This window comes from Microcystis aeruginosa NIES-843, from assembly GCF_000010625.1.
In the GTDB taxonomy this organism is placed as follows: Bacteria; Cyanobacteriota; Cyanobacteriia; order Cyanobacteriales; family Microcystaceae; genus Microcystis; species Microcystis aeruginosa.
The window spans coordinates 1,807,441-1,827,762 of record NC_010296.1; the positions used below are offsets into that span (position 1 = coordinate 1,807,441).

The following is a 20,322-nucleotide window of genomic DNA, read 5'->3' on the forward strand; positions in this document are numbered from 1 at the left end:
CTACTATGGAAGGTAATATCGAGGATTTAATTTCTTGGCCTCCTAGTGCTAATCATTGGGTAAAACCCTTATAATTACTAGAATATGAAGATAAGCTGAACGATTGGGAGCATCTCACTTACGCGATAAGTAATTATACTTAGCCTAAAAGCCACTCTTAATCGTGTCTTGGAACGAAATAGAGGCTTTTAAAGACTGCGTACATGGAGAATTAAAACAAGAATTACCCTCGAAAAGCCTATTTTTCCACTAAGTATTTATGCTCATTGCAAAGGTGAGATGCTCCCGAACGATTCCCCGTTTGCAATTATTATCTATGAATAATGTTATTGACCATGATCGTTTATTTAAGGAATTAATTGCGACTTTTTTTGTTGAATTTATTCAGTTGTTTTTTTCTGAGATTATTAATTATTTAGAGCCTAATCAGATCACATTTTTAGACAAAGAAGTCTTTACCGATGTCACGGAAGGAGAAAAGTATGAAAGTGATTTAGTCGCCCAAGTGCAATTTCGAGGACAATCATCATTTTTCTTAATTCATCTAGAAGCACAGTCTAGCTCTCAACCGGAATTTAATCGGCGAATGTTTACTTATTTCGCTCGTCTGCATCAAAAATTTGCCTTACCAGTTTATCCGATTGTCATATTCTCCTATGAGCGTCCGCAAAAAGAAGCAATTCGTCAATACAAAATTGAGTTTCCTGACTTAAAAGTATTAGAATTTAACTATCAAGTTGTCCAGTTAAATCGCTTGCATTGGCGAGATTTTCTCAATCAAGCTAATCCCGTCGCCGCCGCTTTGATGGCCAAGATGAAAATTGCCCCTCGGGATAGAGCAAAAGTTAAGGCACAATGTCTAAGATTATTGGTAACATTAAGATTAGATGCTGCTAGAATGCAATTGATTTCAGGCTTTGTCGATACCTATCTCAATCTCAACTCGTCCGAGGAGATAGAATTTCAACAGGAGATTAGCACATTTATTCAACCCGAACAGGAGGGAGTTATGCAGATTACCACCAGTTGGATGCGCCGCGGTTTAGAACAGGGTTTAGAACAGGGTTTAGAACAGGGTTTAGAACAGGGTTTAGCAAGAGAAAGAAATCTAATTGTTCGTCTGATTAAACGTAAGTTAGGAGATATTGATGTGGATATAGAGAGTCGGATTATGACCTTGAATATTGATGATCTGGAACGAGTGGGGGAAGCTTTATTAGATTTTTCGACATGGGAGGATTTAACTAATTGGTTAAATGCTTTAGATGCTTAGTGTTTTTCTCTTAAACTTCACAGAAGGCTATTTATGGGTATGAGTATAACTTTTGAAAATGCCATCCAAAAAACTCAAGATTTACTAAGTCAAATTGAGTTTTTAGATGCAAATAAAATCATTCAAGCAGTGACTGATATAGTCTCAACAGAAAATGGAGCTAGAGGTTTTTTGGTTACTTACTTAACTAGCGATTTATCCCCTACGGAATATCCTATTTTAGAAGTCATCACTGCTTTAAAAACTTCCCCGATATTGGTCAATGAATTATTAGTCAAAAATCTGGCTATGTCCACGGCAATGGTTATCTATCATCGCGGTCAAGGGGACGAAGAAAACGCCCGAGGTTCTGAGAAAGTCCAAGAAAAAACTGGTCAACTAATTAAGCAGTTATTATCGCCTGCCTTGGAGGAAAAATTACAACAATTAGCCACCAGTTTAAACGCGGGACAAGGAGAATATCAAGCCTTTCTAGAGCGCTGGGGATATGACGATTGCCAACGTCAAGCGATCGCAGAAATCATTCAACCTTTTCTTCAGTAACTAGGGGCTGCTGAAAAAGTTGGTTGGTGGGAGCCTGGTGTGGGGTTTTACCCATTTTCAGGGAAAAAGTACCTGAATTTTCCCCCTGATTACTCCAATGGCCGGCACTTTTGGATGGCCAAAAAGTCTAAAAGTCTTATCCAACAAGGTTTTTGGATTTATTGAGCCGGACTTCTGTATTTCTGAGTCAACTTTGGGGGGGTAAAACCCCAAGCCGATGATGGGATTTGAACCCACGACCAATTGATTACGAATCAACTACTCTACCACTGAGCTACATCGGCACATTGCCAGTTTCTGATTATATCACGGACAATAGATACAGAGCTAGAAAAATTTTTTTATGAGCAAATCTCCTCGACTCGATCCCCAAAAATACGCGCGCTTGAAAGCGGAAGCGGCCAATCCCTACCGAGGTCTGCGACAGTTTATCTATCTCGGTTTAGGGGCATCCGGTTTTATTGGTGCGGTGGTTTTTCTGGCCCAATTAGCGGCAGCAAGGGACGTAGCCACCGCCTTACCCAATTTTGCCCTACAAATCGGTGTGGTGGCCCTGATGATTTGGTTATTTCGTCGGGAAAAAAAAGCTGGCGGTTGAGGGAGTAGCCACCGATAGCCAAAACGGTCTCTTTCCCTGGAGAATAAAAGTTAACATTAACTCCAATCTTTCTGTGTTATGATCGAGGCGAGAGTCAAGATTGGTGTTCAAGTTCGTTTTCAGTATTAACTCGGTAAGTCTTTTACTTTAGTATTGTTCGGCTTCTCCCTGAATTTTGTGTCTCCACACCGTTTCGAGTATTGATCGAGGATTCAAGTATTATGTCTATTTTTGTTGGTAATCTCTCTTACGAGATTTCCCAAGAAGATCTGGTCGATGTCTTTAAAGAGTACGGCCAGGTTCAAAGGGTTCATATTCCCGTGGATCGCGAGACACAGCGCAAACGCGGTTTCGCCTTCGTGGAAATGGAAAGTAAAGCCCAGGAAACCGCCGCAATTGAGGCACTGGATGGTGCTGACTGGATGGGGCGATCAATTAAAGTTAACCAGGCCCGCGAGCGTGAAGAGCGCGCGCCCTTCAATGGTGGTGGTGGTGACAGAAAAAAACGCTATTAAGCTTTTTTTGTGAATAATTGTGGGAGGGTGGATAGGGTTCACCCTTTTTTTGTCGGCAATTACGATCGCCGTTTCGCTCAAAACCAATAGAAATCTAAATGTCTGAGTCTCTCTAAAAGGTAACAAGTAGGGTTTGCGGCAAAAAGTTTTTCGTGGGGGTAGGGTGTGGGGTGTGGGGTGTAGGGTTTTACCCATTTTCAGGTGGTCAGTTACCTAATTTTCAGGGAAAAAGTCCCGGAATTTTACCCCCGATCACTCCAAGGGTCAGCACTTTTTGAGGGAAAAAAAATCTAAAAACCTTATCTAACAAGGTTTTTAGATTTATTCAGCAAACCCCAAGTAAACTATAAAGGATATCGTCATCAGGTCTGATCGGCGATCAACTCTTTCTGTGTTATGATCGAGGCGAGAGTCAAGATTGGTGTTCAAGTTCGTTTTCAGTATTAATTCGGTAAGTCTTTTACTTTAGTATTGTTCGGCTTCTCCCTGAATTTTGTGTCTCCACACCGTTTCGAGTATTGATCGAGGATTCAAGTATTATGTCTATTTTTGTTGGTAATCTCTCTTACGAGATTTCCCAAGAAGATCTGGTCGATGTCTTTAAAGAGTACGGCAAGGTTCAAAGGGTTCATATTCCCGTTGACAAAGAGACAGGCCGCAAACGCGGTTTCGCCTTCGTGGAAATGGAAAGTAAAGCCCAGGAAACTACCGCAATTGAGGCACTGGATGGTGCTGAATGGATGGGGCGATCAATTAAAGTTAACCAGGCCCGCGAGCGTGAAGAGCGCGCGCCCTTCAATGGTGGTGGTGGTGACAGAAAAAAACGCTATTAAGCTTTTTTTGTAAATAATTGTGGGAGGGTGGATAGGGTTCACCCTTTTTTCGTCGACAATTGCGATCGCCGTTCCCCTCAAAACCAATAGAAATCTAAATGTCTGAGTCTCTCCAAAAGGTAACAAGTAAACTATAAAGGAGATCGTCATCAGGTCTGATCGGCGATCAACTCCCGAATATATGGACAACAAAAACCCATGGAGACAACCTCTACCCTAGCTGATGGGCGTGAAGCACTTCAATGCCCCACTTTAGTTGAAGACGATCGCACCGGCATGAGTCCCGAAACCCTAAAACGGGCTTTTCTGGACAATCTATTTTATTTGCAAGGGGTTAACCGCACTAATGCCAGTCCCTACAATTACTATGTCGCCCTTGCCTACACCGTTCGCGATCGCCTGCTGCGTCGTTTTCTGAAATCCACCGACACCTACAAACAAGAAAAAGTTAAACTCGTCTGCTATTTCTCCGCCGAATTTCTCATGGGGCGGTATTTAGGTAATAATCTCGCTAATTTGGGTATTTATGACCTAATCAAAGAGATGATCGAGGAATTAGGTCTTGATTTTGAGGAAATTATCGAACAGGAACCGGATCCCGGCCTGGGAAACGGCGGTTTAGGGCGTTTAGCGGCTTGTTTCCTCGATTCCCTCGCTTCCCTAGAAATTCCCGCCATCGGTTACGGTATCCGCTACGAATTTGGCATTTTCCATCAAATGATCCAAGACGGTTGGCAGGTGGAAATCCCCGATAACTGGCTACGGTTCGGCAATCCTTGGGAATTACCCCGTCCCGATGAAAGTGTGGAAGTAAAACTGGGTGGCCGGACGGAAATCTATCACGATGATAAGGGACAGGAACGGGTACAATGGCTGCCGGAACGTCGGGTTTTAGCCATTCCCCATGATACCCCCGTCCCGGGTTACAAAACCAACACGGTGAACGCTTTGCGTCTCTGGAAAGCAGAAGCGAGTGAATCGTTTAATTTTGAGGCTTTTAACGCCGGGTTATACGATCAATCCGTGGCCGAAAAAATGGACGCGGAAACCATTTCTAAAGTCCTTTATCCCAACGATAACACCCCCGCCGGTCGCGAATTACGTCTGGCCCAACAATACTTTTTTGTGGCTGCTTCCCTGCAAGATTTAATTCGCATTCACCTAAAAAGCCACAAAAATCTGCAAAACTTCCACGAAACCGCCGCTATTCAGCTGAACGATACTCACCCAGCCATTGCGATCGCTGAGTTAATGCGTTTGTTAGTGGATGAAAACGGCTTAGAATGGTCAAAAGCTTGGGCAATTACCCAAAAAACCTTCGCTTATACCAATCATACCCTATTGCCGGAAGCCCTAGAACGTTGGTCGGCGGATCTGCTGGGGAAATTGCTACCCCGACATCTAGAAATTATCTACCTGATCAATCACTTTTTCCTTGAGGATGTGCGGACTTGGTTTCCCGATAACGAGGAATTATTGGGCAAATTGTCGATAGTTGAAGAAGCTGGTTGGGGTAATAAACAAATTCGCATGGCTAATTTAGCCTGTGTGGGTAGTCACTCGATTAATGGAGTCGCCGCTTTACACACGGAGTTACTGCAAAAAGACACCCTGAAAGAGTTTGCCATGCTCTGGCCGGAAAAATTCTACAATAAAACCAATGGTGTCACCCCGCGCCGGTGGATTTTATTGAGCAATCCCCAATTATCGGCACTATTTACTGAAAAAATCGGCGATGATTGGTTAAAAGACCTGAAGGAATTGCGAAAACTGGAACAATACCTTGATGATCCCGAATTCCGTCAGCGTTGGTATGAAATTAAACAGGCGAATAAGGCCGATTTAGCGGCTTATATGCTGAAAACCCGCAATATCGAGGTGGATGTTAATTCGATTTTCGATGTGCAGGTAAAACGGATTCACGAATACAAACGCCAACATCTGGCAGTTCTGCACATTATCGCCCTTTACAATCGCATTAAACAGAACCCTCAGATCGATATCGTGCCGCGCACTTTTATCTTTGGTGGTAAGGCAGCCCCCGGTTACTTTATGGCTAAGTTAATTATTAAGTTAACTAATGCTGTAGCTGAAATTGTTAATAAGGATCCTGATGTCAGAGGTCGTTTAAAAGTGGTTTTCCTGCCTAACTTTAACGTTTCTTTGGGTCAACGCATCTATCCGGCGGCTGATCTTTCCGAACAGATTTCCACGGCGGGTAAGGAAGCTTCCGGAACCGGTAACATGAAGTTTGCCATGAATGGCTCCCTCACCATCGGTACCCTTGACGGTGCTAATATCGAAATTCGCGAGGAAGCAGGAGCAGAAAATTTCTTCCTTTTTGGCTTGACAGCAGGAGAAGTTTATGCTAAGAAAGCACACGGTTATGAACCGATGAGCTATTACAAAAATAATCGCGAATTGAAGGGAGTGATCGATCGGATCAAGAGTGGTTATTTTAGCCATGGTGACCAGGAATTATTCAGGCCGATCGTCGATTCTCTCCTCTACGATGACCAGTATATGCTTTTAGCTGATTATCAATCCTACGCTGATTGTCAGGAACAGGTAAGTGAAGCTTATCGCGATCGGGACAAGTGGACGCGGATGTCGATTCTCAACTCGGTTCGTATGGCAAAATTCTCTAGCGATCGCACGATCTGGGAATATTGTCAAGAGATTTGGAAAGTTAATCCAGTCAAGATTAGCTTAGAGGATTAAAAAACTCGGTCAAGTTCGGGTTTAGTCCTTGACTAGCCCGAATTCTGGAACCGTAGCCCCAAAAATGCTTTGTGAAAACGTCTAAACTATGATTTTTATGATTGTTTGATGGACTATGATTTTAATTTTTATACACTTCAATTATTTCTAGTTAGGGTTTGCTGAATAATGGTAAAACCCTTTTAAAATAAGGCTTTTGACCTGTTAAAATCCGATGTTCATGCTGCGAAAATCGGATTAGGACCCTCAAAAACCTGGCATTATCCTTCTTATAGTACACAAGCTGGTACAAAAAAGAGGGCAGCAAAGCCTGAAACGACCGGCTACTGACGACCGACGACCGACTCCTAACCCCACCAACAAACTTTTTGCCGCAAACCCTAAATAGGGCTGGCTGAATAAATCTAAAAACCTTGCTGGATAAGACTTTTAGCCTTTTTTGAAATCCAAAAGTACCAGATATGGGAGTGATCAGGGGGAAATTCAGGTACTTTTTCCCTGAAAATTAGGTAATTGACCCCCTCAAAATCGATAAAACCCCACACCCCACACCCCACACCCTGCCCCCAGGAAAAGCTTTTTCAGCAGACCCTAAGTAAACTTATTATACCCTTTCATAGTAACAGGTAAGGATGTTCGGTTTCCTTAAAATCGATCGCTGTAGCGGTAGGACCCGCATTAAGGAACGCATCCTACCAGATCGGCGATCATACTATTCCCAAGTTAGAGTTATGCCTTCTAGGTTACATACTCTCTGAATAGTTTCCAGTTTACTCTCAGTCAATTTCCCAAATAGGTGAACTCTCATTTTATGCTTAGGATAATACTGTCCATAACTCTTGATTTGCCCAATCGCTGATTTCCAGCCTTTTGTATTTTTAACTTCAATTATTTCCGTATTAGTTAAGACATCTATTCTACCTACCTTATCAATGTAAACCTCGGTTTTTCCTCCTAATTCTCTAGCAAGTTTGTCCCGATACCAAGCCTCTGTCCCCTTTACAGGAGTATTTATCTCCGGCTCAATAACTATGCCATTAAGCTGATTAATAAAGTCCCGAATTGCTCCTCTTACTAATTTTTGAGCAGCATTGGGGGACTGTCTTTTTCGTTTAGCCATTCTTACTCAGTGAATAATTTAGAGATACCATACCCAGCCAAACCAATTACTGCTCCTACTGCCGCTACGGGAGCCATCGTCACTGCAACTGCCGTCCCCCCTACTGCTAATCCCATACCTCCAACCAATGCTGATATACCGGCTCCAGCACCCGCACCAATTGCTGCTGCTCCAATTGCCGTTGCGTCTTGTTCTTCTATTGCTTTTTTGGTTCCGTAAACTGCCGTGCCGACCACTGCTCCTGCTGCTGCTACTGGAGCCATACCGACTCCTAGAGCAGTTCCTCCTACAGCAAGTCCCATACCGCCAACTACTGCCGATGCACTAGCTCCAATCGCTGTACCTACTCCCACTGAAATCATTGCCTCTTGAACTTCTTCTGGCTTATTTTTGTCCATTATTTTTTGCCTCATTAGCTTTGGGTAATTATGAAACTCTAGCATAAGACAGACAAGCCGTGAACCACAACAAGCCAGGCGTTAAGGCGCGTAGCGCCAGTCAGGTGCATACGGTTGTTAGCTGGCTTCCGGTATTGCCAGCCACTGATTGTCTGAGATTTCCAAGGTTTTGAAACAACAGCGAAACGCTTTGCCTATCGGGCTGCAGGCATACACTCCGATTTCGCAATCGTCGGCTATCTTGTGTAAGTGTGTGATCCGCATTTGCAGCCAAGCCTGCCCATCATAAGAATTCTCTAGCAGAAAATCGCTCCCCCGTTTACTGATGCGATACCACATTTCGCGGTATCCTGAAGCAATGTCTTGCGTTGCCCAATCAGAATATCCCAAATTGGTCACCACAGAACCAAGCCGACTAGCTTGTTCGCTTTCATATTCCGTGGAAACTTTTATCCAATTCTGACTGTCAATCCGCACCATTAGGCCACATTGATCATATTTTTCCCGAGGCTGAAATTCTACTTGGGTCATTAGGGAAAAATCCCCAACTTGTCGGATCAATAAGCAATGCCCATCATCTCTTTGAAAACCATAGTGCGTGTTTTGCCAAAAATCAGTTTTTTCATCTGTAGAAATTTCCAAGCCATTACCCAAACGATAATGCGTCGGCTCGTTGAGCCAGTAAAAATCATCTGACAATGCTGGCTGTAAAAAATTTTCACTAAGTCGCATAATATCGCTCCTAATCAGATACATCGTGATATTACGAGGCCAGCTAACCATTGATTATACAGAAACTTTCCGAATAACCAGAGTAAGGATATGGGGAAACTTTCGGCATATCACCCCGTTTTGTGGATTTCTGACAATCAGCTGAGATACAAAGAACTTTTCAGCGACCCTATCACTAATTCTTCAATCTGACTGCACTTCGTAACAAAAATTTACAATTATTTGACGGCACTCGCACTCCCGTCCGTCGCTGTGCCTAGACGTTTTTAGATTATTATCATTCAAATCTATCGCTGCAGCGGTAGGACTTGCATGAGGGAACACACCCTACCAGATCTGCACTGAGTTCCGTTGTTGCCTTGTTAGGATTAGGAGGATTAGGGTTAGTCTCTAGCCTGACCAAGCGAAAATAGAAATAGTAGGGTGAGCATTGCCCACCTTACCGCTTTTTCGGTCATAATAAATCCGAATTAGGGCGAACTGTAGTAGAATAGAAATCGAACCTCTTAAGCAGGGTTTATAAGGATGTCCAGACGAGACGATCTACATTTATCATTACGTCATACTTTAGAAAAAGAAGGTTGGAAAATCACTGATGATCCTTTAATTCTAACCTTAGAAAAAACCTTGCTTAAAGCTGATTTAGGAGCAGAAAAGTTTTTTGCTGCGGAAAAAGAAGATCGTAAAATTGCCGTAGAAATCAAAGACTTTGATACGCCTTCAGTTATCAGTGAATTAGAAAAAACAATAGGACAACTTCAATTATACCAATGGGCTTTAGATTCACAAGAACCTGAAAGAAAACTTTTTTTGGGCATTAGTCAAGCGGTTTATTTAAAACACTTCAAAAAAGCTATTTTCCAACTGGTTATTAAACGTAACAGAATCAATTTAATTATTTATAATCCTCAAAAGGAGATAATTTGCGAATGGATAACACAGTAAATTATGCCGATATTCTGACTCAAGTTATCAGAAAAGAGTCGGCGATGCAACCTCGATTACAAACCCTTAAAATTACCCCAGTTTGTGATCCAGAATCAGGCAACTTTTTAATAATTATGACTGGTTGGGAAAAAGAAGCATGGATTAATACAATTTTATTTCACGCTCGTTTATTGAAAAATAAAATTGTCATTGAAGATGATAATCTTGAAGAAGGATTAACAACCAATTTAATTCAAGCTGGGATTCCCCCAGAAGATATTATTACTGGACTTTCCCTAGAGTAAGGTAGGCATTACCCACCTTAGCGATATCGCACTGAATGTTAGGAAAAATTATCTAAATGCTTCAATTCGATCTAAATAGACATTAACTAATTTATGTTCAATAACCAAAGCTTCAACTTCTGGCCAAATACGAGCTAAAAACTGATGAAATTCGCGTTTTCGTATATTGCCAAAACGGAGATGTACTACTTTAGGTGCAAAAAAAATTAAGCATTAGTTGATCGGAAAAGTCTGTATCTTTCGTAACAATAACCAGTTTTTTATCCTTTGCATATTGCCAAATTTCCGTATCACTTGGACTTCTCCCTAAAAATGATCGGTAAAGATGGAGTGAAGAGGATTTTAGCTGGTAAATTTTCATCAAAGAAAAAACCATTCATGCAATTTTTCTGACTTCATAGTGATTCGCCATCAATCTTGCTGCAAATTGCATACAGGCATAAATATCTTCTCGATTCAGAGAAGGATATTCTTCAAGGAATTCTTCAATAGAATCCCCTGCTCCCAAAAATTCCATAACTGTTTGCACCGGAATTCGGGTTCCAGCTATAAGTACCTAGGCAAAATTAATTACATACTCGCCTCCAAAATTGTCCAGCACTTTTTTAACGTAAGCGAGGAGGCTCTTTCGGTCTTTATAGGCGCTAAATTCAATCCATTCATATTTTAAAAATCTCCATAATATTTCAATTAAATTTAAATGAGGTGAATAAGTGGGCAACCAAAATATTTTCAAGTTTTTCTTTTCCCATTCCTCAAGTTTCTCCATAAATGCCTCGCTGGTATGAATGGAAGCTTGGTCAATTATTATGACAGTTTTTTTCTGTATATTTTGGCAATATTTATCCAGAAAATTAATAACTATCTCGCTAGTAACCGTTCCGACCTGTGTCTCATAAAATAATTGATTATCTCGTTTCATTATTCCTAAAATATTTAGTCTTTTACCTTCAATTGGTGGTAACTTTATCGTGGTTTTTTCTTCTTGCCAAGCGTCAGGAATACAAGGCTTTGAATCCCCTCCCATTTCATCCAAATATCCTATCTCAATCTCTCCTCTTTTTTCCTGTTTTTTTAGTTCTTCTAAAATAGGTAGTTTGACCTCAAGCTCCCACTCATCAGGGGTTTTGGCGACCCCTCTTCTCACCCTTTTCCACCTCATGTTGATTTTTTTTATGAGTCTTTTTATCGTGTCTTTGCTTACGGTTAATTTCCCTTCTTCTACAATTTTTATCTGGATTTTTTTTAAGCTTTTCGGTTCTTCTTTTACCCAGTCAATAACTTGTTGACCTTGTGCTTCTGTCAATTTAGGTTTTCTCCCTCTTCCTCGACGATTATAAAAACCAATTAGTTTTCTATCTTCCCAGGCCGTCAACCAATTATAGATGGTCTTTCTCGTAACTCCAAATATTCCGCTCAATTCTTCTATCGTGGTTCCCTGAAAACTTAAGAGTATACATTTCGCTCGCTCTCTTACTTGATGATGTTTACTAGCTCGATAAATTCTCTCTAGCATTTTCTGGCTCTCGGGGTTTAGGTCTCTAATCAATCTCATTGTATTTTCCTGCTGCTTCGTTTTTTTATGTATTATACTTCTTAATTTTTTATTTGGGTAATTAATTTTGCATGACTACTTAACAGGTCTTCCATTACAAATATCTGGATGGATATGGATACGACTTTCCATTAAGGTTTTGTTACCTCTTTGATGACCTTAAGTAAACTTATTACTGGACTTCCCCCATACAGAAATACTAAAAAATTAACAAAACCCTTACTGCATGGAGCTTCTCAGAAAAAATTGAAAAGAGGCTACTGGGTACATTTTTCCCTTGAAAATGGCTGTACCGTTGACTGTATCTGGAGTAGAGCGATTCCGTAGAGTTGGCTGTATAGTGATCGCTAACCTTATTGTAACAGATGGTGTCATTAATCTCTAGAGTCAGCGATTCCCTCTGTAGCCATGTTTTTGATGGTTTTCTGCCCCGAAACAAGCTATAATGGTCGAAAGGTCAAATTTGAAAAATTTTGCCTCAAACCCTATCTGCGTAAGGACTTCAGGATTTTGTGTCCAGTAGTCCATTAGTATTATATTGCTTTAACTCAGGCTCTGTAAGACTTTTAGCCATAGCTAGTATGTTTATACGGGGGAAGTCCAGTTATTATACCCTTTCATAGTAACAGGTAAGGATGTTGGGTTTCCTTAAAATTGATCGCTGCAGCAGTAGGACTCGCATGAGGGAACGCACCCTACCAGATCTGCACTACGTTTTTGGAGTAGTGCCATTCTTTTGCTTGCTCCTCACGAAGACTGCCTTATTTTTTCGCTGAATCTCGAATAAGTCAATAGCCTCGAACAGGCCACTCAACTTTGCATATCCGTAGTTGCGTGGGTCAAAAGATGTCTGATTTGCTATGTGTCCGCCAATCTCTGCCAAATTCGACCAACCATCATCGTCTAGAGTGCTAGAAACAGCGCCCCTCAATAAACTGATTAATTTGGTGTCTTGCTTCAACTCTTTACCAGTTTTCTTCACACTTGCAGAAACTTTGGAAGTCTCCTCAGAATTTACTGCTTGATCAATAGTTTCTAGGTATAAAAATGTTGAACACGCATAAACAAAAGGCAATGGTGTTTTCTTCTCGCCAAATCCATAGACTTTTAAGCCATTTGTCAAAATTCGCATCACTAAAGGAGTAAAGTCACAATCGCTCGACACGATTGCAAAAGCATCCAACTGTTGTGTATACAGCAAATCCATTGCATCAATAATCATTGCAGCATCAGTAGCATTTTTGCCCTTCGTATAGTCGAACTGTTGGACGGGGCGAATAGCGTATTCATGCAAACACTCCTCCCAGGCTTTCAGCGCAGGACTTTTCCAGTTTCCGTAAGCCTTACGAATATTGGCAACTCCATACTTTGCAATTTCAGAGACGATCGCCTCAATTTTTGATGCAGGGGCGTTGTCTGCATCAATCAGCAGCGCAATTTTTGATTCTGATTGCCGCATATTGCTCCAGGTGTGCTGATCACTTTAATTTTTGAACTCGAACAGACACTCTTCAAGTATGCCCCAACCGATAACCTAAGCCATCCAACTATTAATTATACAGAAACTTTCCGAATAACCAGAGTAAGGATATGGGAAAACTTTCGGCATATCACCCCGTTTTAGCGGAATTGCGGCGAACTTTTCCGTATATCAAACCCAGAAGCCTGTTAGCTAGATTAGCCTACTGCAAACAACCTCCTTTAGGCAGATTTCTGACAATCAGCCGAGATACAAAGAACTTTTCAGCGACCATAGCACCAATTATAATACCATTTTTCTAAATTCCTGACAGACATAGAGCTTCTAAAATCCAAGACCATCCCGTCAAATACCCGATCGTGTCATTGGATAGAGAATTTAAAAGATGGTAAAGTTTACTTCTTAAGTTATCAAGGGAGTTAAAATTGCCCCAGGCCAATAGGTTTTTCAAATATAGCCAAACTCTCTCAATTGGATTTACTTCTGGACAATAGGGAGGTTGATAAAATAGGATAATATTATCAGGTATTTCTAGGTCGGTCGCCGTATGTGCGGGAGCATTATCTAATTGAATAATATGTAATTCCTCAGAAAAAGCTTGAGAAAAAAGCGTTAAATATTGATTAAAACATTCCCCATCTAAATGAGAAAATTCATAGAAAAAACTGCTACCTGTTCGAGGTTCTATTAAACCATAGAGCCAGAGATATTGAAAATTATACTGAAAATTACCAAGGGGCTTTATGCCTTTAATTGTTATTTTATCTCTGACAATGGTATGACAGCCGAAGCGACTTTCATCTTGACACCAGAAGCGGACTTTTAAATATTGACTAACTTTTTCAGATTCCTTTTCTAGTAAAGCTTGTAGCTGTTCAGATAGATTATTTTGGAATATTTTTACTTCTCCTGGTAATTGTTTTAAATTTTGAGGTCGAGCCACTTTTAATTTAGCTTGTAATTCATTTCTTACGAGACGGTAAACAGTTATATAACTGGTGGGTATTTCTAAAATAATTGATACCCAAAAATGAATTTCTTTATAACTTTGAAATCCTTCTGGGTCTTTTAATTCATTCTGAATTAGAGCGGCTTCTTCCACTGAAATCTTTTTGGGTCTTCCCAGTTTTTCTGGTTCTGACAAGAGATTTTCTATCCCTCCTTCTCGATAACAACTTAACCAGCGATGAATAGTTCTTTCTGAGCGTCCTATTAACACGGCGAGATGACGAACCGTTTCTACCTCCTTAATTTTTAGTAGATACAGGGATTGTACTTTAGCAAAGTTTAAAGAGGTTACTTGTTGCTTCAACAAGGATTTTAAGTCTTCTACTGACTCAGCAACATTAATATTAGGGACTCCACTCATTGCCTTTTTACCACACAAACTATACCTTTACCAAGTATGACATACTTTTTGAAAAATGGTATAATTCTTCGGGTAACTGAGCAGACTAACTAAAAGTGGCGATGGCGGAGCAAATTCTTTCTCTACTCTTGTACTTAATTCTCATTTTAACGGCTTTTTGGTTTATTAGCCCCCAAAAAAAGCCCCGTAGTCATCCCGCCTATCATCTTGCTTGTTTACTAGAAGATGCTCCTGAAAGCTCTTTAAAGGGTCAATTTTATCCCCTGGCTACTCCCTTGGCTACCCCGATAGCCTGTACTGTTCCGCAGGTGTGGCGCAGTGTATATAGGCAGTCTCTGGCAAAACCGGATGTTAACTATTGGCAATGGCGCGGTATGCCCGAAAATGAGCAGTTTTGTCGGGAATTAGGGGAATTATTGCAATTAAATCCGGCTAGAGGTTACGCTAAGGAAATTCTGGAAAGTCTCGCCTTGAATCAAGATCCTTTTTATCATCTTTACTGGGATCTAAAAGCGATCGCTCATGGTAACTTTAACAATATCGGGACTAATGAACTAGCTGAGGGCAGATTTGCCAGGCGAGATTTGCGAACTCATCAGCAGATGCGGAAGGATTTTCGTCAATGGCATTTACAAGCTTGTCAACAGTTGGGAAAAGAGCGGGTTAAAGCGGTTTATCGGCTCTGTTATGGAGCATATTGGTCATTAATCGCCCAAATTCTCTATCCTTCGCCTCGTTCCTTGGCCGTGATGATTATAGAGTCGGCTAATCCCGTTTGGTGGCGAGTTTTGGGGATTACTCCTTTTACCACGACTAGCCGGATTGAGAATAATTATAAAACTCTCTTGTGTTATTGGCATCCCGATCGCAATTCCCATCCCAATGCTACAGAAATCACTGCCCATCTTAATCGCGCCTACGATTGTTATCAAAGTTTTCAGGAGATGAGTAGTCAAGATAATGCACCTTTGTGGACGAAAATCCGTCGCTGGATTCCTTAGACTTGACTCTAGTTTTTCCCTTGACTTTTTCCTTAACAAAAGAATGTTAGTCTAGGAACAATTTATGACCACGCTTGCACTCTCAGGGTAATGAATCTAGTGCTTTTAAACAATCGCTACCAAATTGTTAGTATCCTTGCTAGGGGGGGATTTGGGGAAACTTATATCGCTATCGATACGAATATGCCTTCTCAACGGCGCTGTGTGATTAAAAAATTGCAGCCGGCCATTCAAAGTGAGGGGATGCCAGAATGGTTAAAAGAACGTTTTCAGAAAGAAGCAAGCGTTTTAGAGGAATTGGGGGAACAAAATCGCCAAATACCCCGTTTATACGGTTATTTTGCCCAAGATAATCATTTCTATCTGGTGCAGGAGTGGATTGACGGGGAGACACTAACCCAAAAACAGCAACGACAGGGAAATTTATCCTCCTCAGCAGTGCGGACGATTTTAGAGAATTTGCTGCCTGTTATTGATTTTATTCACAGTCGCCGCATTATTCACCGGGATGTGAAACCCGATAATATTATCTTAAGAAATAGTGATAATTTGCCCGTTTTAATCGATTTTGGGGTAATGAAAGAAGCAGTCGCCACCTTACTCGATCCTACGGGAAAAAGTGCCTATTCGATCGCCCTTGGCACCCCCGGTTATATGGCTTCGGAACAGGCTGCCGGGAGACCGGTCTTTTCTAGTGACCTTTACAGCCTAGGCTTAACGGCGATTTTTTTATTAACGGGAAAAACTCCCCAATATCTAGAAACTGACTCGCGCACGGGGGAAATTCTCTGGCGACAGGAGGCAGAAAATGTTAATCCTAATTTAGCTATGGTAATCGATCGAGCGATCCGTTTTCATCCCCGGGATCGGTTTGCTACTGCTAGGGAAATGTTAGCAGCTTTGGCAGAAATAGCCCCCGATTTGTCCACCCAACCGACTATCGCGGTTTCTCCCCATAGTCCCCGATTAAAGTCCTCTACACCCCCAAAACCAATCGTCTCCCCCACTGTGGTTATTCAACCCACTTCCGGAAAAAAAAAGAATCCTTGGCCGTCGATTTTGCTGATTTTTGCGGTGACAATTGGGGCTTTTGCCCTAGGATATCGGGGATTTATGGCTCTTTTACCCAAAAATGAGGAAATTGAACCATTACCAACCCCTGAACCTTCTCCTAGTCCTGAAATCATTCCTCCTCCCTCTCAAGATTTTCCCCCTATCCGACGACCTTCTCGTCAACGGACTCCCATTTATTCCCCGACTCCTACCCCATCCCCGACTCCTACCCCAGAGGTGATTCCTACTCCAGAAGCGACTCCAGAATTAACTCCTGGTCCCACCCCAGAAGAAGTAATTCCTATTCCTGTTCCCCTTCCTGAAACGGAGCCGAGTCCTCAAGTTTCTCCCCTTCCTTCTCCTTCCCCTTCTCCTTCTCCTTCTCCTTCTCCTTCCCCTTCTCCTTCCCCTGTTCCAGAGGTGATTAATCCCCCGGTTAATGAGGATAAAATTGAACCGATCGCTCCTCCGGTTTTATCACCTTCTCCTCTTCCCACGGTCGAAAATAGTAATTATTGACTCTCCCCCGCTAACCGCTCGCGCGGTGTAGCGGGGGATTCTTGGTTCATAGGCTCTTGACTAGATCAACCTGGTTTAACCGGACGATCCCCAACCGATCGCCTCCGCAAGCGTTTTCTAACACGGTCAGTCCGACCGCATTTTTTCCTCGGTTCTCGATTACCTTTGCTGATGCCGTATCTCTCGGTTCGATGTGACCGCAAGAATCACACCGGTGAACTCTTTCCGATAACGACTTTTTGCCGGTGAACACACCACAATTCGGACAATCCTGGGAAGTTCCGTTTTTATCGACTTTAAGATAATATTTCCCCCGTTTCCAAACAACAAACGGTAGTATCTCATTAATAAAACTACCGATGCCCGAATCTAGAGATTGTTTTCTAACGATCCCTCTAGACCAGGAAACGAAGTTAATATCTTCAACAAAGATATTATCAGCAAAATCGCAAAGGTAATGAGCTAACTTAAAATGCCAATCTCTACGAGTATTAGCCACTTTTTCGTGTAATCTCGCTATCTTATCTTGGAGTTTTAACCAATTGTTCGAGCCTTTAGTTTTCCGTTTCAAGCGTCTTTGTAGCAATTTAAGCTTACTCTGTACTTTCAACAAAAATCGAGGGGCTTTGATTAAATCTCCCCGTGAAGTAGCGACAAAACTCTCAATCCCCGCGTCAATTCCTAAACAGGTCTTCCCTACTGTCATATCGGGAACTAATTCCGTAGATTGGAAGGAAACCGAAACGTAAAATCCCGACGCTTTTTGGATAATTCGAGCTTGTTTAGGCTCGAACCCAGACGGGTATTCTCTAGATGGCCGGATTCTAATTTTTCCTAATTGTGGAAAATTCAAACATCCATCCCCTAGAAAGTTTTTTGACAGCGCAGGAAAAACCAAACTCCGCATCTTTTTCTTGAATCTAGGAAAGCCGAAGCCTTTCGATTTTATCTGGTCAAAAGCTTTATCTAAAGTTTTTAAGACTTGCTGTAAGACTTGAGCGTTAACCGTCTTTAATATCGGGTAAACTTTGTTAGCTTCCGTTAGATTTTTAGCTTGAACGAAGTAATTTGGATAGGGTTCATCCGCAGGAATTATGTACTCGGAAACTAACGAACAACGATCCGCAAGACACTTTCGAGAGTTCAACCAATCTTTCCGTTCTGAAAGAGCGTAATTGTAAACGCTCTTGCCAACATCAAGAATATGTACAATCTCCCGTTCCTGTTGTCTGTTTACCTTTAGTTTGTACTGGTAGGTAAGCGTTATCACTGTCGTTCGTTTCGTGATGTAAAATTAAATTATAACACTTACCGCCTAATATGTCAACTGATTACAATTATGGATTTTGCTCTGTTTATAGACTTACCGCTCACGTCGTATTCGTCATCAAATACAGGCCATTGCTATTAACTATGAAATCTTAGTCCGACTTCAAGAAATCTTTGTGTCAACGCTCACGAAATGGGACAGCACATTACTTGATTTCAACGGTGAATCGGATTACGTTCACCTGATTATTGATGACAAACCTGACATCGCTTTATCCAAACTAATCGCTAACCTTAAAACAGTTAGTAGTCCCATTAATTAGAAAGGAATTTCCGAATTTGGCGGCAAAGTATTTCGACAATAAACCTTATTTTTGGACGGGAGCTTATTTCGTGGCTAGTTGTGGCGGCGTTACCGTCGAACAACTAAAAAAATACGTCGAGAACCAAAACTCCCCAAAAGAAGAATGTAAAGATTTATTAAATTGTAGCTTTTGACACAGTTTTTTTTGGGATGTGTATGCTCCTGTTGTCTGCCTTTGACGTTGGGTGGGGGTGTTGCTTGACCTAGCTGCCAGGTGAGCGATCGCCTGACATTTTGGGAAATTTACCAAATTCTTTGAACGGGGTAACGGTCAAATATTTCATCAACGCTCAGAATAGGCATAATTTCGGTTATTGATTGGGATATTAAAAGTCGATCAAAGGGGTCTTTATGATAGTGGATAAGGGTTGCTAGTGTCCAGATATGAGCTAGATCAATAGAAAGTATTTCTAGGGAGCATCTCACCTTTGCAATGAGCATAAATACTTAGTGGAAAAATAGGCTTTTCGAGGGTAATTCTTGTTTTAATTCTCCATGTACGCAGTCTTTAAAAGCCTCTATTTCGTTCCAAGACACGATTAAGAGTGGCTTTTAGGCTAAGTATAATTACTTATCGCGTAAGTGAGATGCTCCCGTATTTCTAGATTATTAATGGTTATTTGATTTTTAATTAATTCCTGTAAAGATGGGTTAAGTTGTAATTTTCCCAGTTGCAGTTTTATTTGCATTTCCCAGACACTAGCAACGCTTAAAAACAAGCGATTATTTCGATCAAATAACAAATCCTGCACGGTTAGTGATAGTTTTTCTGAGTTAATTGACCACCAAATAAAGCTATGGGTATCTAATAAAAGTTGCATGGGTTAAGTTGGAGGCAAGAGTTGATCGGTTAGGGGTTCGTTAAAGTCATCGCTGATCCAGCCTTGACCTTGATATAATCCCGCAATTCTACCTGTTGGGGTTATTTGGGTTTGATGGTGTTGATTGACTATAGATTCCAAAAAATCGAGAATTTCTTGTTGTTGTTGGACAGGTAATGTCTGAAGGGTTTGCAACAAAGGAGAATTGGTATCTAGGCCAGCATTGTTCATCACGATTTGATTTGAGGATTTTGGGGCAATACCTCAAGGATAGCATGGGTTTTCAGAGGTGAGGGGACAAGTTACGGATGCTGCGATTGCACTACTGAAGTCGGATCGGGTTTCTCTGTCTCGTCTTCTGGGGATTGTTTATTCTGGTTCTGGGTTTTCTTTATAGAGATTGGGAGGGAAATGTAAAGATTTGTAAAATATTTATTAAATTGTAGCTTAGAATACAGTTTTTAGTGCGGTAGTGTGTATTGTTTTGCTGTCCGTTCTTGGCGTTGGGTTGGGCTGTTGTTTGACCTGAGATATGAGATTTGCGATCGCACTAGCTGACACGACTTATAATAATCTCTTGATCCTCAATCCCATCGGCAGGAATTTCCTGACTGCCAAGTTGTTGAAACTCCCCTAGTAACTGAAAAAAACGCTCAAATCCCTGCTTTTCATCGGGGCAATAGAGCAGGATAATTTTAGCCCAAGCATTAGATGTATGAAGATTGTATTTGTTTTCAACAAACTGATGAAACTCTTGATAGAATCTGATTTCTTCGGCTGTCGGTTCAATTCCTAACTCCCGTCTAGCAGTTTTATAACCCACTAAAAACATAAACAAATCCGACAGGGAAGGACGACCAATATACAGTCCAGGTCTAGCTTTAATCTTAGACAAAATCTCAAATAATCCGCCTTTTACTTCCATC

The 20,322-nt window shown here is 41.3% G+C and carries 24 protein-coding genes and 1 tRNA gene; 12 read left to right on the forward strand and 13 right to left on the reverse strand.

Annotated elements, in window-relative coordinates:
• The first annotated feature begins 316 nt into the window (after positions 1-316).
• Together MAE_RS08805 and MAE_RS08810 are read left to right on the forward strand one after the other, a co-directional pair.
• On the forward strand, positions 317-1,273 hold the full coding sequence (locus MAE_RS08805; protein WP_041804633.1) for a DUF4351 domain-containing protein: 957 nt from the start codon (positions 317-319) through the stop codon (positions 1,271-1,273).
• A 39-nt stretch (positions 1,274-1,312) separates the two neighbouring features.
• Positions 1,313-1,816: a hypothetical protein gene (locus tag MAE_RS08810; protein WP_012265264.1), complete on the forward strand. Its 504-nt coding sequence runs from the start codon at positions 1,313-1,315 to the stop codon at positions 1,814-1,816.
• A 212-nt stretch (positions 1,817-2,028) separates the two neighbouring features.
• On the opposite strand, the gene MAE_RS08815 is transcribed toward MAE_RS08810, so the two are convergent.
• Positions 2,029-2,100, reverse strand: a tRNA-Thr gene (locus tag MAE_RS08815).
• A 59-nt stretch (positions 2,101-2,159) separates the two neighbouring features.
• Between MAE_RS08815 and MAE_RS08820 the strand changes: the two genes are divergently transcribed.
• The 4 genes from MAE_RS08820 to MAE_RS08835 all read left to right on the forward strand — a co-directional run bounded on the left by MAE_RS08820 (position 2,160) and on the right by MAE_RS08835 (position 6,483).
• Positions 2,160-2,414 (forward strand): DUF3493 domain-containing protein, encoded by a 255-nt coding sequence (locus MAE_RS08820; RefSeq protein ID WP_008198594.1) that lies wholly within the window; start codon positions 2,160-2,162, stop codon positions 2,412-2,414.
• A gap of 221 nt (positions 2,415-2,635) precedes the next feature.
• Entirely contained in the window at positions 2,636-2,929 is a 294-nt protein-coding gene (locus tag MAE_RS08825; RefSeq protein ID WP_002798414.1) for an RNA recognition motif domain-containing protein, read from the forward strand.
• Between the two features lie 539 nt (positions 2,930-3,468).
• A complete protein-coding gene (locus MAE_RS08830; protein ID WP_002798415.1) occupies positions 3,469-3,762 on the forward strand; it encodes an RNA recognition motif domain-containing protein in 294 nt (97 codons plus the stop codon).
• A gap of 198 nt (positions 3,763-3,960) precedes the next feature.
• Entirely contained in the window at positions 3,961-6,483 is a 2,523-nt protein-coding gene (locus MAE_RS08835; RefSeq protein WP_012265267.1) for a glycogen/starch/alpha-glucan phosphorylase, read from the forward strand.
• A 712-nt stretch (positions 6,484-7,195) separates the two neighbouring features.
• Here the strand turns inward: MAE_RS08835 and MAE_RS08840 are convergent.
• From MAE_RS08840 to MAE_RS08850, 3 genes are all read right to left on the reverse strand, one after another.
• Positions 7,196-7,603: a hypothetical protein gene (locus MAE_RS08840; protein WP_012265270.1), complete on the reverse strand. Its 408-nt coding sequence runs from the start codon at positions 7,601-7,603 to the stop codon at positions 7,196-7,198.
• 2 nt (positions 7,604-7,605) lie between these two features.
• Entirely contained in the window at positions 7,606-8,004 is a 399-nt protein-coding gene (locus MAE_RS08845; RefSeq protein ID WP_079209156.1) for a hypothetical protein, read from the reverse strand.
• Between the two features lie 114 nt (positions 8,005-8,118).
• On the reverse strand, positions 8,119-8,733 hold the full coding sequence (locus tag MAE_RS08850) for a DUF1349 domain-containing protein (RefSeq protein WP_012265272.1): 615 nt from the start codon (positions 8,731-8,733) through the stop codon (positions 8,119-8,121).
• A 525-nt stretch (positions 8,734-9,258) separates the two neighbouring features.
• Between MAE_RS08850 and MAE_RS08855 the strand changes: the two genes are divergently transcribed.
• Together MAE_RS08855 and MAE_RS08860 are read left to right on the forward strand one after the other, a co-directional pair.
• A complete protein-coding gene (locus MAE_RS08855) occupies positions 9,259-9,678 on the forward strand; it encodes a XisH family protein (RefSeq protein ID WP_002774526.1) in 420 nt (139 codons plus the stop codon).
• The gene (locus MAE_RS08860) at positions 9,663-9,965 is read left to right on the forward strand and encodes an element excision factor XisI family protein (protein ID WP_002784929.1); all 303 of its coding nucleotides are present in this window, start codon (positions 9,663-9,665) and stop codon (positions 9,963-9,965) included. The genes MAE_RS08855 and MAE_RS08860 overlap by 16 nt, the downstream gene beginning before the upstream one ends.
• Positions 9,966-10,155: 190 nt before the next feature.
• Here MAE_RS08860 and MAE_RS34850 read toward each other — a convergent pair whose 3' ends face one another.
• The 5 genes from MAE_RS34850 to MAE_RS08880 all read right to left on the reverse strand — a co-directional run bounded on the left by MAE_RS34850 (position 10,156) and on the right by MAE_RS08880 (position 14,369).
• Complete coding sequence (locus MAE_RS34850) at positions 10,156-10,341, reverse strand: DUF5615 family PIN-like protein (RefSeq protein WP_331448528.1); 186 nt, start codon at positions 10,339-10,341, stop codon at positions 10,156-10,158.
• Positions 10,342-10,515 (reverse strand): DUF433 domain-containing protein, encoded by a 174-nt coding sequence (locus tag MAE_RS27675; protein WP_050766285.1) that lies wholly within the window; start codon positions 10,513-10,515, stop codon positions 10,342-10,344.
• Positions 10,516-10,521: 6 nt separating this feature from the next.
• Complete coding sequence (locus MAE_RS08870) at positions 10,522-11,520, reverse strand: IS630-like element ISMae24 family transposase (protein WP_012265275.1); 999 nt, start codon at positions 11,518-11,520, stop codon at positions 10,522-10,524.
• 709 nt (positions 11,521-12,229) lie between these two features.
• Entirely contained in the window at positions 12,230-12,979 is a 750-nt protein-coding gene (locus tag MAE_RS08875) for an NYN domain-containing protein (protein WP_012265277.1), read from the reverse strand.
• Between the two features lie 319 nt (positions 12,980-13,298).
• Entirely contained in the window at positions 13,299-14,369 is a 1,071-nt protein-coding gene (locus MAE_RS08880; protein ID WP_012265278.1) for an IS630-like element ISMae27 family transposase, read from the reverse strand.
• 101 nt (positions 14,370-14,470) lie between these two features.
• On the opposite strand from MAE_RS08880, the gene MAE_RS08885 reads away from it, so the two are divergent.
• Positions 14,471-15,370, forward strand: coding sequence for a J domain-containing protein (locus MAE_RS08885; protein ID WP_012265279.1), 900 nt, complete (start codon positions 14,471-14,473; stop codon positions 15,368-15,370).
• Positions 15,371-15,460: 90 nt separating this feature from the next.
• Positions 15,461-16,942, forward strand: coding sequence for a serine/threonine-protein kinase (locus tag MAE_RS08890; protein ID WP_012265280.1), 1,482 nt, complete (start codon positions 15,461-15,463; stop codon positions 16,940-16,942).
• A gap of 46 nt (positions 16,943-16,988) precedes the next feature.
• Here the strand turns inward: MAE_RS08890 and MAE_RS08895 are convergent, their stop codons facing one another.
• Complete coding sequence (locus tag MAE_RS08895; RefSeq protein ID WP_041803970.1) at positions 16,989-18,212, reverse strand: RNA-guided endonuclease InsQ/TnpB family protein; 1,224 nt, start codon at positions 18,210-18,212, stop codon at positions 16,989-16,991.
• A 148-nt stretch (positions 18,213-18,360) separates the two neighbouring features.
• Here MAE_RS08895 and MAE_RS35665 point away from each other — a divergent pair, with 148 nt between their 5' ends.
• Entirely contained in the window at positions 18,361-18,534 is a 174-nt protein-coding gene (locus MAE_RS35665; protein WP_422730595.1) for a transposase, read from the forward strand.
• Between the two features lie 16 nt (positions 18,535-18,550).
• Entirely contained in the window at positions 18,551-18,709 is a 159-nt protein-coding gene (locus MAE_RS35670; RefSeq protein ID WP_269453979.1) for a transposase, read from the forward strand.
• Positions 18,710-19,132: 423 nt separating this feature from the next.
• Here MAE_RS35670 and MAE_RS08900 read toward each other — a convergent pair whose 3' ends face one another.
• From MAE_RS08900 to MAE_RS08910, 3 genes are all read right to left on the reverse strand, one after another.
• Complete coding sequence (locus MAE_RS08900; protein WP_012265284.1) at positions 19,133-19,396, reverse strand: type II toxin-antitoxin system VapC family toxin; 264 nt, start codon at positions 19,394-19,396, stop codon at positions 19,133-19,135.
• Between the two features lie 3 nt (positions 19,397-19,399).
• Positions 19,400-19,627 carry a DUF2281 domain-containing protein gene (locus tag MAE_RS08905; RefSeq protein WP_012265285.1) on the reverse strand — a complete coding sequence of 76 codons (228 nt, stop codon included), beginning with the start codon at positions 19,625-19,627 and terminating at the stop codon, positions 19,400-19,402.
• Positions 19,628-19,946: 319 nt separating this feature from the next.
• Positions 19,947-20,321, reverse strand: a complete 375-nt coding sequence (locus MAE_RS08910; RefSeq protein WP_012265286.1) for a hypothetical protein — start codon at positions 20,319-20,321, stop codon at positions 19,947-19,949.
• Between the last annotated feature and the right edge of the window lies 1 nt (position 20,322).

Excerpts from the sequence above, each read along its gene's own strand:
- MAE_RS08805 (WP_041804633.1), top strand. The coding sequence starts at position 317 with ATGAATAATGTTATTGACCATGATCGTTTATTTAAGGAATTAATTGCG.
- MAE_RS08810 (WP_012265264.1), top strand. The coding sequence starts at position 1,313 with ATGAGTATAACTTTTGAAAATGCCATCCAAAAAACTCAAGATTTACTA.
- MAE_RS08820 (WP_008198594.1), top strand. The coding sequence starts at position 2,160 with ATGAGCAAATCTCCTCGACTCGATCCCCAAAAATACGCGCGCTTGAAA.
- MAE_RS08825 (WP_002798414.1), top strand. The coding sequence starts at position 2,636 with ATGTCTATTTTTGTTGGTAATCTCTCTTACGAGATTTCCCAAGAAGAT.
- MAE_RS08830 (WP_002798415.1), top strand. The coding sequence starts at position 3,469 with ATGTCTATTTTTGTTGGTAATCTCTCTTACGAGATTTCCCAAGAAGAT.
- MAE_RS08835 (WP_012265267.1), top strand. The coding sequence starts at position 3,961 with ATGGAGACAACCTCTACCCTAGCTGATGGGCGTGAAGCACTTCAATGC.
- MAE_RS08840 (WP_012265270.1), bottom strand. The coding sequence starts at position 7,603 with ATGGCTAAACGAAAAAGACAGTCCCCCAATGCTGCTCAAAAATTAGTA.
- MAE_RS08850 (WP_012265272.1), bottom strand. The coding sequence starts at position 8,733 with ATGCGACTTAGTGAAAATTTTTTACAGCCAGCATTGTCAGATGATTTT.
- MAE_RS08855 (WP_002774526.1), top strand. The coding sequence starts at position 9,259 with ATGTCCAGACGAGACGATCTACATTTATCATTACGTCATACTTTAGAA.
- MAE_RS08860 (WP_002784929.1), top strand. The coding sequence starts at position 9,663 with ATGGATAACACAGTAAATTATGCCGATATTCTGACTCAAGTTATCAGA.
- MAE_RS34850 (WP_331448528.1), bottom strand. The coding sequence starts at position 10,341 with ATGGTTTTTTCTTTGATGAAAATTTACCAGCTAAAATCCTCTTCACTC.
- MAE_RS08870 (WP_012265275.1), bottom strand. The coding sequence starts at position 11,520 with ATGAGATTGATTAGAGACCTAAACCCCGAGAGCCAGAAAATGCTAGAG.
- MAE_RS08875 (WP_012265277.1), bottom strand. The coding sequence starts at position 12,979 with ATGCGGCAATCAGAATCAAAAATTGCGCTGCTGATTGATGCAGACAAC.
- MAE_RS08880 (WP_012265278.1), bottom strand. The coding sequence starts at position 14,369 with ATGAGTGGAGTCCCTAATATTAATGTTGCTGAGTCAGTAGAAGACTTA.
- MAE_RS08885 (WP_012265279.1), top strand. The coding sequence starts at position 14,471 with ATGGCGGAGCAAATTCTTTCTCTACTCTTGTACTTAATTCTCATTTTA.
- MAE_RS08890 (WP_012265280.1), top strand. The coding sequence starts at position 15,461 with ATGAATCTAGTGCTTTTAAACAATCGCTACCAAATTGTTAGTATCCTT.
- MAE_RS08900 (WP_012265284.1), bottom strand. The coding sequence starts at position 19,396 with ATGCAACTTTTATTAGATACCCATAGCTTTATTTGGTGGTCAATTAAC.
- MAE_RS08905 (WP_012265285.1), bottom strand. The coding sequence starts at position 19,627 with ATGAACAATGCTGGCCTAGATACCAATTCTCCTTTGTTGCAAACCCTT.
- MAE_RS08910 (WP_012265286.1), bottom strand. The coding sequence starts at position 20,321 with ATGGAAGTAAAAGGCGGATTATTTGAGATTTTGTCTAAGATTAAAGCT.